Raw genomic sequence first — 12,848 nt, 5'->3', positions numbered from 1 at the left:
GCCTTTCTTTTTTGTCATTTTGCATTATCTTTTAAGCTATTATTTTGATTCTTAATAGCTTAGGTTGATTTTCTTTATCATCATAAAGGGTTAAAATCTAAAAATTGCTAAACCAAAAGTGCGATTGTTCACTTTAGGTACGAAGGAGTTTTTGTTTGAAGGTTTTTGTGGCCCGCCAAGCCATATTTAATCGTAAAAAACAAGTTGTTGCATACGAATTGTTGTTTCGCGATGGTGTAAAAAATAGCTTTCCAAATATTGCAGATGATGCAGCGACAGCCAAGCTGATAATGAATAATCAACTTAACCTCGGCATGCGATATCTCACTTCGGGAAAGAAAGCGCTAATTAATATTGGTCCAGACTCATTACGTCAGGAGCTGTGTGAGTTTCTCCCAGCAAATGATGTGATCTTAGAACTATTGGAGACTATTCCGCCAACAAAACAAAATTATGAGCGGATAAGAGGCTTATTTCACAGCAACTTTAGACTCGCGTTAGACGATTTTGAATACTCAAAAGAATGGGAACCTTTCTTAAAGCTCGTAAGGTTGATTAAGTTCGACGTCATGGAAAACCCGCTGGACACTATAGTGCCAGTGATTGACATGATTAAAGAGCGAAAGAACATTAAACTACTTGCGGAAAAAGTCGAAACCGAAGAAGAATTCGAGCAAGCTAAAAAGATGGGATTTCAGTTCTTTCAAGGCTACTTCTTTGCAAAACCAAAAATGATTGAGCAAAAAGACATTACTATCAATTATGTGATAGTCATGCTCATTTATGAAGAAGCACTCAAACCGAATATGAGTATTACGCGATTAGCCGAGTTGTTTGCTCAGGACACTGCGCTTGCGTATAAACTGCTAAGGCTTATTAATTCCGGCGTATTTCCGATCAAAAGTCGTATCGAATCTTTAAAGCAAGCCCTGGTATATTTAGGAAACGAGCGTGTAAAAAAGTTTGTAAACTTAATTATGACAGCCCACGTAGCCGAGGGAAAACCGACAGAATTAACACGCCTTTCTATCGTTCGTTCACGGTTTTGTGAACTTATCGCACAGCAAATATCGCCAGGGCTTGCCAATATGAGCTTTATGACAGGGTTATTTTCTCTGCTTGATGCCATTCTTGACAGGCCAATGGAGCAGGTTGTAAACAAGCTACCTTTTCCTGAGCAACTCCATGATGCTTTGATAGGCAAACCCAACACACTATATTATATTTTAAATATCGTTAGAGCCTATGAGTCTGGAAGCTGGTGGACTCTGCAGGATGCGTGCAGTTATTTAAACTATAAAGACGAAAACCTTCCTGATTTTCATGCCGCTGCGATAAACTGGGCTGATATGTATAAAAACCGTGTGTATTGATGAATAGAATTATTGCGATGGATGCGATCCGCGGGTTCGCGCTGCTTGGTTTGCTTTCCATGAATATGGTACATATGGCCAATTTTGAGTTGGGTTATGTACCAGCTCAAACTGCCCACTATCTTGATCCGTTCTTCGCAATGGTTAACAATATTTTCTTTGATGGTCGATTCAGAACCTTATTTGCCATGTTATTTGGGGCGGCATTGTGCATTCAGGTAGCAAAGACGGATGATCAGAGCCTTGCAAGACATCGACTAACATGGTTAATGGTTTTCGGTGTGTTACACGGCGTGTTGGTTTGGCCTGGAGATATTTTATTTAATTATGCGTTGAGTGGATTTGTAGCGCTACGATTTATAGATGCGAGCGACAAAAAGCTAAACCGCTATGCGATAGGATTCATTTTAGTCCCTTCTATTGCTATCAGCTTATTGCTATTAATTGATCCAGAACCACAAATAAATAGAACTTCAGAAGTCTACCTCGAGTTTTTGCAGCAAATTCCAGCAAACTACTTAGAACTACTCACCCTTAATGGCCTGTACTTTATCATTATTAGTTTGCTTATCCCGGTTATTACTTTGTGGTATACCGCCGGGTTAATGCTACTTGGTATGCGTTTATATCGAAGTGGAATGTTTGATTTAGAGCGTACTGAACCTGTTCATAAAATTAATTTGTTTGCCGTTGTAGCCATTATTTTGTCATTTGTAGGCTTTGTTCTTGAGCGTAAGCTAGGCGTCGAGTTTTTTGAAGGAATAGATTGGATCCTTGCGATACCCGTTGCGTTGTTTTATGTCGTTGTAATTAAGGCGGCAATGCGAGGTGCAAAACATCAACTTTGGAGTTTACAATGTGTTGGGCGCCTAGCGCTTTCGTTTTATCTTCTCCAGTCAATTGTGTTTGTAAGCTATTTTTACTTTATAAACCCGAACGCTATCAGCACTTGGGAGCGGGTGGATTATTTCTCGGCATTTGTAATTGCGTCTATAATTCAATTAGCCCTTGCGTCTATTTATTTTAAGTTGTTTAAGCAAGGCCCATTTGAGAAGTTATTGAAGTTGCTAGTAATACGAAGAGCCCGCTATGATTAAAAAAGTACTAATTGGGGTAGTGCTATGGATGGTGTGTTTTAGTGTTGATGCTAAACAGTCTTTAAATGTCTTGTTTGTTAATCCTTCTGTGCCTGGTGAACCATTTTGGCAGCGCGTCCAAGGCATTACAGAAGCGGCAGCGGATCAATTCGATATTAGATTAGATGTGATCTATGGAGAAGGAAACCGAATTATACAGCTTGCTGAGCTTAAAAAATATTTGAGTTATCGTGCTACTCCCGACTATGTCATCCTCATTAATTATCCTGGTGGTGCCGAAGAAAGCCTAAAGCTTTTAGAAAAATATGGGATCAATCATATTACTTTAGAAGAAACGATTTCGGGCCCTGAAAGGCAGGCGATAGGTAATCCAAAAGAACACTATAAGTATTGGCTTGGGGAAGTACATCATGATAATGACCAAGCTGGTTACGATCTGGCAAAGAAACTATACCAACAGGCTAAAACTAACGGTCATGAGACAATTTACCCTATTGCTATCAATGGTCACTATGGCACAGAGTCAGATATTAGAAGTAACGGTGCAAAGCGCTTTTTTGATGAAGTTGGCGTGGTGGTTCAGCAAACTGTCTACGCCGGCTGGTCAAAAGAACAAGCGCTTGATAAGACTAAGAAATTGTTGCACCGCTATCCAAAAACAAACCTTATTTGGTGTGCGTCAGATTTGATGGCGATGGGAGCTATCACCGCAGCAGCATCAAGCACCTCACAAATAGTGTTTGGTGGGTTTGATTGGTTGTCGGATACTTTTGAGCTTATTGAACATAATGAGATGCAAGCATCCGTTGGCGGGCACTTTATGATGGGGGCTTGGGCGTTGATTTCGGTGTACGATCATTATTATGGGCACCCTTTTTGGAAGGATAACACTGAACTTGCGTTTGATTTAACTGTGATCACCAAGGAAAATCTAGCTGACTATTACTGGATAAAGTCAGCGAAAAACTGGCAATCTATCGATTACAAGGCAATGAGTCTTAGAGGAAAGCCTAAAGAGCAGTATCATTTTTCTCCTGAGCTATTAAGAAAAAGTTTGCAAAAGTAGAAATGCAGTAGTGTAAAGTGGTTGAAGCGATTACAATACGGGTTTTTACTCAAAGTGGTTGTATCGTGACAGAGCAAAAGCGCCTCAATAAATACATCAGTGAAACTGGATTCTGCAGTCGTCGAGAAGCTGATGACTTAATCGCCTCAGGCCGTGTCAAAGTAAATGGAATTCTACCAGAAATGGGCACCAAAGTGTCTGATGCTGACACTATCATCATTGATGGTAAGCCTTTGAAAGCAAAGCCAAAGGCTGTATTTATTGCTTATAATAAACCTGTTGGTGTAACTTGTACCACCGAGCGAAAAATCAGAAGCAATATTGTCAGTGCAATCAACTATCCTGAGCGTATTTTCCCTATTGGTCGCTTAGACCGTCCATCCGAAGGATTAATTTTCTTGACCAACCAAGGCGATATGGTCAATAAAATCCTTCGCGCCGGCAATAACCATGAAAAAGAATATGAGGTTGTGGTCGATAGGCCCATTGATGAGCGCTTTGTAAAACGTATGTCCTCAGGTGTTCCAATCCTTGGCACTGTCACAAAGCCTTGTAAAGTTCGTAAAACCGGGGCTAAGTCATTTACCATTGTATTGACCCAAGGCTTAAATCGTCAAATTCGCAGAATGTGTGAATATCTAGGATTTGAAGTAACACACCTTAAACGTATTCGGATAATGAATATCGATCTAACTGGCCTTAGCTCTGGTAAGTGGCGCCACCTTAACGAAAACGAAATGCGAGCGATTAATCACGCCACAGAGTCATCGAGTAAAACGCAAGAGGCATCAGCGGGGGCTGGTGCGGGAAAACAGCATGATAAGCCTAGCAGTGAAGTTGCTCGTCCAAAGCAAGATAGGCGAGCGCATAACAGCAAAGATCGAACAACTGAACTCGACAAACAAAATAGCGTTAAGTCTAAGCCAAAAACGCGAAATGGTGAACAAAATCACAGTCACAACAAACGTAAGTCAAGCCCAAAGCACAATACTAAGCCTGCAAAAAGGGTCAAAGGTACTTTGTCCTTAAATAAGAGTAAGTAATCTGAAGTTCGGACAATTCAGCAAAGAGTAGGGCAATGTAAAGCCCCTTGACAGCTTAATTAGAATGGGCAAAACGAAATAAATAAGGGCTATAGAAATAGCCCTTATCACATTTACTCAAACTGTTACTTTTCATCATCAGGTAGAGTAACGTTCAATTCTAATACTGCTAAGTCATCCTCGTTTTGTTCAAACTGGACGTTGACAGCATCCGAATCTACTTTCACATATTTACGAATAACATCGAGTATGTCTTGCTTAAGCTGTGGTAAGTAGTCAGGTGTACCACGCTTTGAGCGTTCGTGCGCAACGATGATTTGCAGTCGCTCTTTCGCTAGTGACGCGCTATTTTTTTTCTCAGAACGAAAATAATCTAGTAATGACACCTTACCCTCCAAAGATCCGTTTGAAGATACCTTTCTTCTCAACTTGTAAGAAACGGAAATCAACGACTTCACCTAATAAGCGGTTAATTGCATCGCTATATGCTTGGCCTGCATCTGACTCTTGGTCTAAGATAACCGGTTGACCTGAGTTAGATGCATTAAGTACTGCTTTTGATTCAGGTATTACACCTAGTAAGTCAATCGCTAGAATTTCTTTAACATCGTCTACCGACAACATTTCACCGCTATCTACACGCTCTGGGTTATAACGTGTAAGCAATAGGTGTTCCTTAACCGGCTCTAGGCCCATTTCAGCGCGCTTCGACTTGCTTTGTAGAATACCTAAAATACGGTCTGAGTCACGAACGGATGAAACTTCAGGGTTAGTTGCTACCACGGCTTCATCTGCGAAGTACAATGCCATCATTGCACCTGCCTCAATTCCTGCAGGGGAATCACAAATGATGAAATCAAATTCTTCTTTCATCTCATTTAACACGCGCTCAACCCCTTCTCGAGTGAGGGCGTCTTTATCACGAGTCTGAGAAGCCGGAAGAATATAAAGTTTTTCGACGCGCTTATCTTTAATCAATGCTTGATTTAAATTTGCTTCACCGTTGATAACGTTGACAAAATCATAAACAACGCGACGCTCGCATCCCATGATTAAGTCGAGGTTTCTAAGACCAATATCAAAATCGACAATGGCTGTTTTATAACCCTTTAGCGCTAAGCCAGTACCAATTGCTGCACTTGACGTTGTTTTACCAACACCGCCTTTACCTGAAGTTACGACAATAATTTTTGCCATCTGATTTATCCTTTGACCAAAGCTGTAATTTTTAATGATTCGTCTTGTTGTGTTATTTGAGCAGCTTGACCCCAGTGTTCACCTTGCAGCGAATCACTGATCCAATAACTCCCGTTTATAGACACCAGCTCAGCTTCTAAGCGCTGACAGAATATACTCGTGTCTTCTTGGCCTTGCGCACCTGCGATTGCACGACCACGTAAAGTACCGTAAATGTGCACGTTACCATCGGCGATAACTTCTGCACCATGACTTACAGCACCTAGCACGATCAGATCACGGTCTTTAGCATAAATTTGCTGACCACTACGTACCGTTCCGTTCACAATTTGAGCAGGAAGATAAACTTGTTTTTCTACTACTTCTGCTGCTTGAGATTGTGATGGGGTACTCGGTTGCACATCCCTTGAATAGTTTAGTACAGAAAACCCGGCTTCTTTGGCTAAGTCGTGCTGACTTTGAGTACCGCTACACACACCCACTGGATTGAGCTGTAAATCGACCAGTGTTTGCTTTAACTCTTTGAATTCTACAGTTTGCTCCTGAACATCAGCTAAATTAACGACAATTGGTGCACCTTGAAAAAATTTAGGCGCTTGCGAAATTTTGCTATCAAGATCTTGCCTTAACTTGGTCAGATCTAAAGAAAACAACTGCAGCACAGAGAGTGTAAATAGATTTCCTTTTAGTTCGAATGTTTGATTTGCCATATGTACTCAAATTTCTGTTACAACCGCCGCTAAAGCCTTATCTAGCTGACTTTAGCGCGTAGTAAAACTTTCCACAACTTACTAATAGCATGGTATAGTGACCGCCCATGATTAGCAAGAATTTATAGGCTTATAATGCTCACTGCCATATACAAAAGTCCAAAAAAAGCGGATACCTATCTTTTTGTAACTAAAAGAGATGATTTTTCCAATGTCCCTGCACCGTTAATGGAAACTTTCGGCACTCCTACCTATGTCATGATTATTGACCTTGCGAGAAGAACAAAATTGGGAATTGCTGATCTTGAAACGGTTAAGCAAAAATTAACTGACGATGGGTTTTACTTGCAACTTCCACCGCATACAGAAAGCTTGCTTGATGAATTTAGAAAGCAAAACGGAGTAACAGATTCGTGATAAAAAAAATTTCCCTACTAGTAGCCTCAGTTTGCTTGTCCACATCAGTCTTTGCTAATACTCAAGCGAAGTTTGATGAATACCTCAAAAACTTAAAACAAGAAGCGATTGACAAGGGCTATACACAACAATTAGTTGATGAGGCTTTTGCAACAGCAGTATTTAAGGAAAAGGTGATTAAGGCTGATAAATCCCAGCCAGAAATTGTCGAAACACTAGAAACTTATTTACCCAAGCGCGTCCCTGAATGGAAAATCCAACAGGCTCGCAAACTCTACAAAGAACACCAAGAATCTTTAGAAAAAATAGCAAAAGAATATGGCGTACAGGCACGGTTTATTGTTGCCCTGTGGGGCCTTGAAAGCAACTTTGGTCGTATTCAAGGCGGCTATCCAGTCATTAGTGCGTTGGTGACGCTTGCTTTTGATGGTCGTCGAGAAGCTTTGTATAAAAGACAGTTGTGGGCTGCGCTGGATATTTTAAGAGATGGTCACATCGGTCTGGATGATTTCAAAGGATCGTGGGCAGGAGCAATGGGTCAAACTCAGTTTATGCCAACTTCATTTACGTCTTATGCTGTTGATTATAATAAAGATGGTCGTAAGGACATTTGGACGACACAAGAAGATGCTTTTGCGTCAATAGCCAATTACCTGAAAAGTGTGGGCTGGAACGACGATCTCACTTGGGGTCGCCAAGTTAAGCTACCTGAAGGTTTTGACAATAGCTACATTTTAAAGCGTGGTACTAAAACGCACAGCGAATGGTTAAAGGAGTGGAGTAAATCAGAGCGTTCATTGCAGGAGTGGCAAGCGCTTGGTCTTCGTAGGATGGATGGCACTGACTTGCCAAAAGTGAATATCACAGCCGCTTTAGTGATGCCAGATGACGCCAATGGCCGGATGTACTTGGCTTATGACAATTACAAGGCTTTAATGAATTGGAATAGATCTTATTACTTTGCCTCAAGCGTTGGATATTTATCTGACAGAATAGGTTACCCAAAGATTTAGCCACAAAGTCAGACTTAGCCCGCTCGAATAGCGGGCTTTTTTATGCCTATTTATTGGATGATAAAGCTTGCTTCGCAGGCATTAGATTTGCAGTAAACAAAAAAGACATATAGCAAAGACGAGTAGTATTCATAAAGCAATAAAAAAGGCAGCGTCCAACTCGCTGCCTTTTGGTTGGGCTAATGTATGCAAGTGTCAATAGTAGGACAAAGGTTGAACCTTGCCCCAAAAGACTCGGTACGAAAATAACGTATATGCAATTAAGGTCGGCACCACAATGACTACGCCATATAATAAGAAAGTAAGAGCCGATGCGTCAGCGACCGCTTCGAAGATGGTTAGCTTGCCTGGCACTACGAATGGGTAAAAGCTATAAACTAAGCCGAAGAAGCAAAGCACAAAGATAAATGCTGAAATCAGGAACGGTAACCAAGCACCATTATCCGGCGACTTTGGTAGTTTCTGTAACACAAGTTCTAAAATTACAAAGAGCGACAAGCAAATAATCGGGGCTGGTAATACGACTAAGGCCATCGGGAGGTCAAACCAACGCTCATAGATCCACTCATTAATCGCTGGGTTGATGATAGATACGAGCAGCACCCCAACAAAGGCTACTCTCGCAAATTTTTTGCACCAGCTAATAGCATCTTGCTGCAATTGCCCTTCACACTTCATAATTAGCCATGCAGAACCAATCAAGCCATACGCGCAGACAACGCCAATTCCACTAAAGACCGCAAATGCATGGGCAAGAGGGGTATTTTCAAAGCCTATGACATAAAGCCCCAGCATATACCCTTGCGCAAATGATGTGAGTAGCGACCCAAATTTAAATACTTTGTCCCACCGCCTTTGGCGTTTAACTCTCGCTTTTGCTCTGAAATCAAAAGCGACACCACGCATAATTAAGCCAAAGAGTAAAAACACAACAGGAATGTAGAGCGCCTGCAAGATCATACTATGGGCTTGAGGAAATGCGATAAATGCGAGGCCTACAGCTAAAACTAACCACGTTTCATTAGCATCCCAAAATGGACCGATAGAGGCTATCATAGTGTCTGCGGTTTCTTTATCGTCCAGCGGGATCATCATGCCAACGCCAAGGTCGTAACCATCTAATATTGCATAAACAAGCACAGCGAGTGCCATCAAACCGGCATAGATGAGAGATAGATATTCCGGATTAAACACGAGTCACCTCCTCAGCAAATTCCTTCATGTCGTACTCTTCCACTTCTACAGACTTGCTAGCAGTGTGGAACAAAGTGCGAATATAAGCGTACAGTAAGATTGCATATATCGTCAGATAGCCAATGAGTGTAAATAAGACGTTTTCTGAGGCAATTGTTGTGACTGCATCTTCAACTCTTAAGATACCACTGACGATATAAGGTTGACGGCCAATTTCTGTGACATACCAGCCTGCGAGGGTAGCCACCCAGCCTGAGAAAGTCATCGCAACAAGCGTTTTCAGTTGCCACTTCGGTAACTCGCCCTTTTTCCATAATGTAAAACGAGTGACAAACGCAACTAAGATCATCAGCATGCCCATCCCAACCATGATTCTAAAACCGAAAAAGACGGGCTTAACAGGTGGGTGTTCACCTTTAAATTCATTAAGCCCTTTAATTTCACCGTTAACGTCGTGGGTAAGAATAAAACTTGCCATGTTAGGAATACCGAGCGCAAAGTCGTTGCGTCTTTCTTCCTCATTCGGAATTGCGAATAATAGTAGTGGTGCTCCTTTCTCTGTTTCCCAAACCCCTTCCATTGCTGCAATTTTTTGTGGTTGATGTTTTAGCGTATTTAGGCCATGCAAATCGCCAACGAAAGCCTGCAATGGAGTAAGCAGGGCCGCAACTGTTAACGCAACGGTTAGCGCCTTTTTGGGGGCATGTTTTTCGTCGTTTTTCAGCATCCGATACGCACTGACACCAGCTATCAAAAATGAAGCCGTCAGTGCACTAGCTAGTAGCATATGGAAGAAGCGATAACCGAATGAAGGATTGAAAATAACTTCAAACCAGTCCGTGGGATATACGATACCGTCTCTAAGTTCAAAGCCCGTCGGGGTTTGCATCCAACTATTCAAAGACAGGATCCAAAATGCGGAAAGCGTTGTACCAATGGCGACGATAAAAGTGGCTAAAGTATGTATTTTAGGTGGTACGCGCTTCATGCCAAACAACATGATCCCTAAAAATGTTGCTTCCATAAAAAATGCGGTCAATACTTCATAACCGAGCAAGGGACCTGCAATATTGCCGACTTTCTCCATAAAACCGGGCCAGTTTGTACCAAACTGAAACGACATAGTAATGCCGCTTACGACACCGAGTGCAAAGGTCAATGCAAAAATTTTGACCCAAAAGCGATAAGCTCTTAACCAAACCGGGTGTTCGGTTAGGTCATACTTGAGTTTAAAAAACGCCAGAAACCAAGCTAACGCGATGGTTATCGTGGGAAAGAGAATATGAAAACTAATATTTGCTGCGAATTGTATTCGCGACAACAACAACGTATCAAGCATGACGCACCTCGCACTTTAAGACTTACGTAATAATTTATCCTTTAAATCTATTACTTTACTCACAGAAGAACCGAGCTTCATCAACGATTGCAATTGCTCTGGTGATAGGCGTTGAAGTTCCGCTGACCACTTAGTGACGGTTTCAAGTAGGTCATGAATGGATTGCATTTGCTGCTGTGCATACACTTCTTCTGGTGAGTTGGCGCTATCTAGGATTTGGTCACGAAGTAGAGTTAGTGTTGGGTCGATTTCCCTTTTTCTTCTCTCTTCAAATACGCGGTTAGCGAGATCCCAAATAGAGCCGTTTGGAGAGTAGTATTCTTTACGGTCGCCGGGAATATGATGCACCTTAACTAGTTGCCAAGATTGCAATTCTTTTATTCCCATACTCACGTTACCGCGTGAAATTTTTAACGCATCGGCGATTTCGTTCGCTGTTAATGGTTTTTCATTAATAACCAACAAACCAACCATTTGTCCTATAGTTCTGTTGAAACCCCAACGGCTTCCCATTTCGCCGCAATGAAGTACAAAATTTTCTATTTTTGGTGATAAGTTCATTGTTCTAAACTTTCAGTAATTATTGAAACTTTAATATAAAGGTCACTTTGACTTAGATCAAGCATTAATTAAGCTCAACTACAACATAGTGAAAGTTAACCTTCCCCGAATATCTATAATTGCCATCCACTGACCGCAAATCAATATAAATTTCAAATCATTGTGATTTAATGCGGCCACAATTACACGGATTATGCTGCACAGCCTCCTACTTTTGCAGCGGTACTCACATGACACGGGAATTTATACATGTTAAGAATCCTCCTTTTCACCTTATCTATCTTTAGTTGCACTGCTTTTGCTGAGCGCGCGACAACCATATTGATCTCCATTGATGGGTTTAGATGGGATTACATTGAAAAACACGATGCAAAGAATATTGCAAATCTTGCGAAGCAGGGCGTCCGCGCGACTAAGCTATGGCCTCAATATCCGACTAAGACATTTCCGAATCACTTATCTATTGTTACGGGTTTAAAACCAATCAATCATGGCATTGTCGATAATTACTTTTGTGATAAGAAGCGTGAAGAGTGTTATAAGATGGGAATGGGTAAAGTGGATAGCTCGTGGATAAGTGGTATTCCGTTATGGAATCTTGTAAAAATGCACGGGTATAAGTCTGCCGCGTATTTCTGGCCTGAATCAGACGCTAGAATCAATGGTATGACGCCTGACTATTACTATCACTATTCAAAACAAGCTGATTACAAGAACCGTCTAAATGAAATACACAACTGGCTAAAATTACCAAAAAGCGAAAAACCATTGTTTGTCGCCAGCTACTTTTCTCTAGTGGATACCATGGGTCATGAATACGGACCAGATCATGAAAAAACGAGAGAAGCGGTACAATTTGTTGATGGCTTAATTGGAGATTTTGTCGCTGTTTTGAAAAGGGACAAAATTAAAGTGAACTTAGTACTCGTTTCTGACCACGGTATGGCAAGCGTAGAGCCAAGCAAAGCCGTGATCCTCGAAGAGCTAGATATACCTGAAGATTGGACGATAAAAAATAGCGGAACGAGGGTGTCACTTTATGCGTTAGGTGATAAAGTCCTTGAAACAGAGACGCTTATACAGCAGTTACGTAAAAAAGCGAATGGTCGTTATAAAGTATTAAATCGTGAGCGAAAACTGCAATTAAATGGCGGTGAGTCTTCTCGTATCGGTGACATTATCCTGCAAGCAAAAGCACCTATTGTCTTTATGCAAAAGGGCAAGCAAGGCTATTATGGTACGCATGGGTATGAGGTGACACCTGATATGGCCGCATTTTTTGTCGCAAGTGGCCCTGCCTTTAAATCGGGTGTAACGATAGAACAAGCTAGCAATTTAGAAGTTTACCCAACACTTACACACATTATGGGGCTTAAGCCACTTAATGAGCTTGATAGTAGGGGGGAAAACCTATTAAAGCTGGTTAGGCAGTAAAACAGGCCATTTATTGTGTTCAGAGCCGATAAATAAAGAGGCTCTGAACAAAAGCAGTAAAGCGCGCTACTTTTTATTGGAAGCCTTCATTAATCGTTTTGCTAAAGCAAAGACAATATAGACAAGAACCAAGGAATTAAGGACAAGCAATGCATCTTTATCAGATACGAACATCCATATCGCCGCGAGCGCAAGGCAAGCAAGTGTAAAGTGGCCAACTAGTGGATTGGTAGTCTTTTTCTTCATTAGAACTTCGCTGTATTTATGTTCAGATTATTTTACACCTGATAGCTGAGACAATACCAATAATCCGTTCAAAAAACTAAATATTTTTGGCTATGTGGTTATAATACCGGCACACAGAATGTGCACGTTCTTATTCGTTATTGGTCTGACCAGAAGTT

14 protein-coding genes are annotated in these 12,848 nt (G+C 41.3%); 7 read left to right on the top strand and 7 right to left on the bottom strand.

Annotated elements, in window-relative coordinates:
• The first annotated feature begins 155 nt into the window (after positions 1–155).
• The 4 genes from GSF13_RS00665 (at position 156) to rluF (ending at position 4,579) form a co-directional block, all read left to right on the top strand.
• Positions 156–1,373, top strand: coding sequence for an HDOD domain-containing protein (locus GSF13_RS00665; protein WP_010605397.1), 1,218 nt, complete (start codon positions 156–158; stop codon positions 1,371–1,373).
• Positions 1,373–2,470, top strand: coding sequence for a DUF418 domain-containing protein (locus GSF13_RS00660; protein WP_238536714.1), 1,098 nt, complete (start codon positions 1,373–1,375; stop codon positions 2,468–2,470). Before GSF13_RS00665 ends, GSF13_RS00660 begins: the two co-directional genes overlap by 1 nt.
• Entirely contained in the window at positions 2,463–3,536 is a 1,074-nt protein-coding gene (locus GSF13_RS00655) for an ABC transporter substrate-binding protein (protein WP_010605399.1), read from the top strand. The genes GSF13_RS00660 and GSF13_RS00655 overlap by 8 nt, the downstream gene beginning before the upstream one ends.
• 65 nt (positions 3,537–3,601) lie before the next feature.
• Positions 3,602–4,579 (top strand): 23S rRNA pseudouridine(2604) synthase RluF, encoded by a 978-nt coding sequence (gene rluF, locus GSF13_RS00650; protein ID WP_174169393.1) that lies wholly within the window; start codon positions 3,602–3,604, stop codon positions 4,577–4,579.
• A 125-nt stretch (positions 4,580–4,704) separates the two neighbouring features.
• Here the strand turns inward: rluF and minE are convergent, their stop codons facing one another.
• From minE to minC, 3 genes are read right to left on the bottom strand one after another with little or no spacing between them, the layout of a single operon-like run.
• On the bottom strand, positions 4,705–4,965 hold the full coding sequence (gene minE, locus GSF13_RS00645) for a cell division topological specificity factor MinE (RefSeq protein WP_010372964.1): 261 nt from the start codon (positions 4,963–4,965) through the stop codon (positions 4,705–4,707).
• 1 nt (position 4,966) lies between these two features.
• Positions 4,967–5,776 carry a septum site-determining protein MinD gene (minD, locus tag GSF13_RS00640; protein WP_010372960.1) on the bottom strand — a complete coding sequence of 270 codons (810 nt, stop codon included), beginning with the start codon at positions 5,774–5,776 and terminating at the stop codon, positions 4,967–4,969.
• Positions 5,777–5,781: 5 nt separating this feature from the next.
• Entirely contained in the window at positions 5,782–6,486 is a 705-nt protein-coding gene (minC, locus tag GSF13_RS00635; RefSeq protein ID WP_010372958.1) for a septum site-determining protein MinC, read from the bottom strand.
• A 135-nt stretch (positions 6,487–6,621) separates the two neighbouring features.
• Between minC and GSF13_RS00630 the strand changes: the two genes are divergently transcribed.
• Positions 6,622–6,903 carry a YcgL domain-containing protein gene (locus GSF13_RS00630; protein WP_010605401.1) on the top strand — a complete coding sequence of 94 codons (282 nt, stop codon included), beginning with the start codon at positions 6,622–6,624 and terminating at the stop codon, positions 6,901–6,903.
• Positions 6,900–7,916, top strand: coding sequence for a lytic murein transglycosylase (locus GSF13_RS00625; protein WP_010605402.1), 1,017 nt, complete (start codon positions 6,900–6,902; stop codon positions 7,914–7,916). Before GSF13_RS00630 ends, GSF13_RS00625 begins: the two co-directional genes overlap by 4 nt.
• A 195-nt stretch (positions 7,917–8,111) precedes the next feature.
• On the opposite strand, the gene GSF13_RS00620 is transcribed toward GSF13_RS00625, so the two are convergent.
• Genes GSF13_RS00620 through GSF13_RS00610 form a run of 3 tightly spaced genes read right to left on the bottom strand, consistent with a single transcriptional unit; the run spans position 8,112 to position 11,010 of the window.
• On the bottom strand, positions 8,112–9,110 hold the full coding sequence (locus GSF13_RS00620; RefSeq protein ID WP_010372949.1) for a cytochrome d ubiquinol oxidase subunit II: 999 nt from the start codon (positions 9,108–9,110) through the stop codon (positions 8,112–8,114).
• Entirely contained in the window at positions 9,103–10,449 is a 1,347-nt protein-coding gene (locus GSF13_RS00615) for a cytochrome ubiquinol oxidase subunit I (RefSeq protein ID WP_039495168.1), read from the bottom strand. The genes GSF13_RS00620 and GSF13_RS00615 overlap by 8 nt, the downstream gene beginning before the upstream one ends.
• A 15-nt stretch (positions 10,450–10,464) precedes the next feature.
• Positions 10,465–11,010: a MarR family transcriptional regulator gene (locus GSF13_RS00610; protein ID WP_010605404.1), complete on the bottom strand. Its 546-nt coding sequence runs from the start codon at positions 11,008–11,010 to the stop codon at positions 10,465–10,467.
• A 249-nt stretch (positions 11,011–11,259) separates the two neighbouring features.
• On the opposite strand from GSF13_RS00610, the gene GSF13_RS00605 reads away from it, so the two are divergent.
• Positions 11,260–12,444, top strand: a complete 1,185-nt coding sequence (locus GSF13_RS00605) for an ectonucleotide pyrophosphatase/phosphodiesterase (protein ID WP_010605405.1) — start codon at positions 11,260–11,262, stop codon at positions 12,442–12,444.
• Positions 12,445–12,510: 66 nt separating this feature from the next.
• Here the strand turns inward: GSF13_RS00605 and GSF13_RS00600 are convergent, their stop codons facing one another.
• Entirely contained in the window at positions 12,511–12,690 is a 180-nt protein-coding gene (locus GSF13_RS00600) for a hypothetical protein (RefSeq protein WP_095727581.1), read from the bottom strand.
• Positions 12,691–12,848: the final 158 nt, after the last annotated feature.

Origin of the sequence: Pseudoalteromonas sp. M8, from assembly GCF_018141365.1 — a bacterium.
Classification (GTDB): Bacteria; Pseudomonadota; Gammaproteobacteria; order Enterobacterales; family Alteromonadaceae; genus Pseudoalteromonas.
The sequence above is the reverse complement of the archived record's forward strand: the minus strand, read 5'-3'. Positions and strand labels throughout refer to the sequence as shown.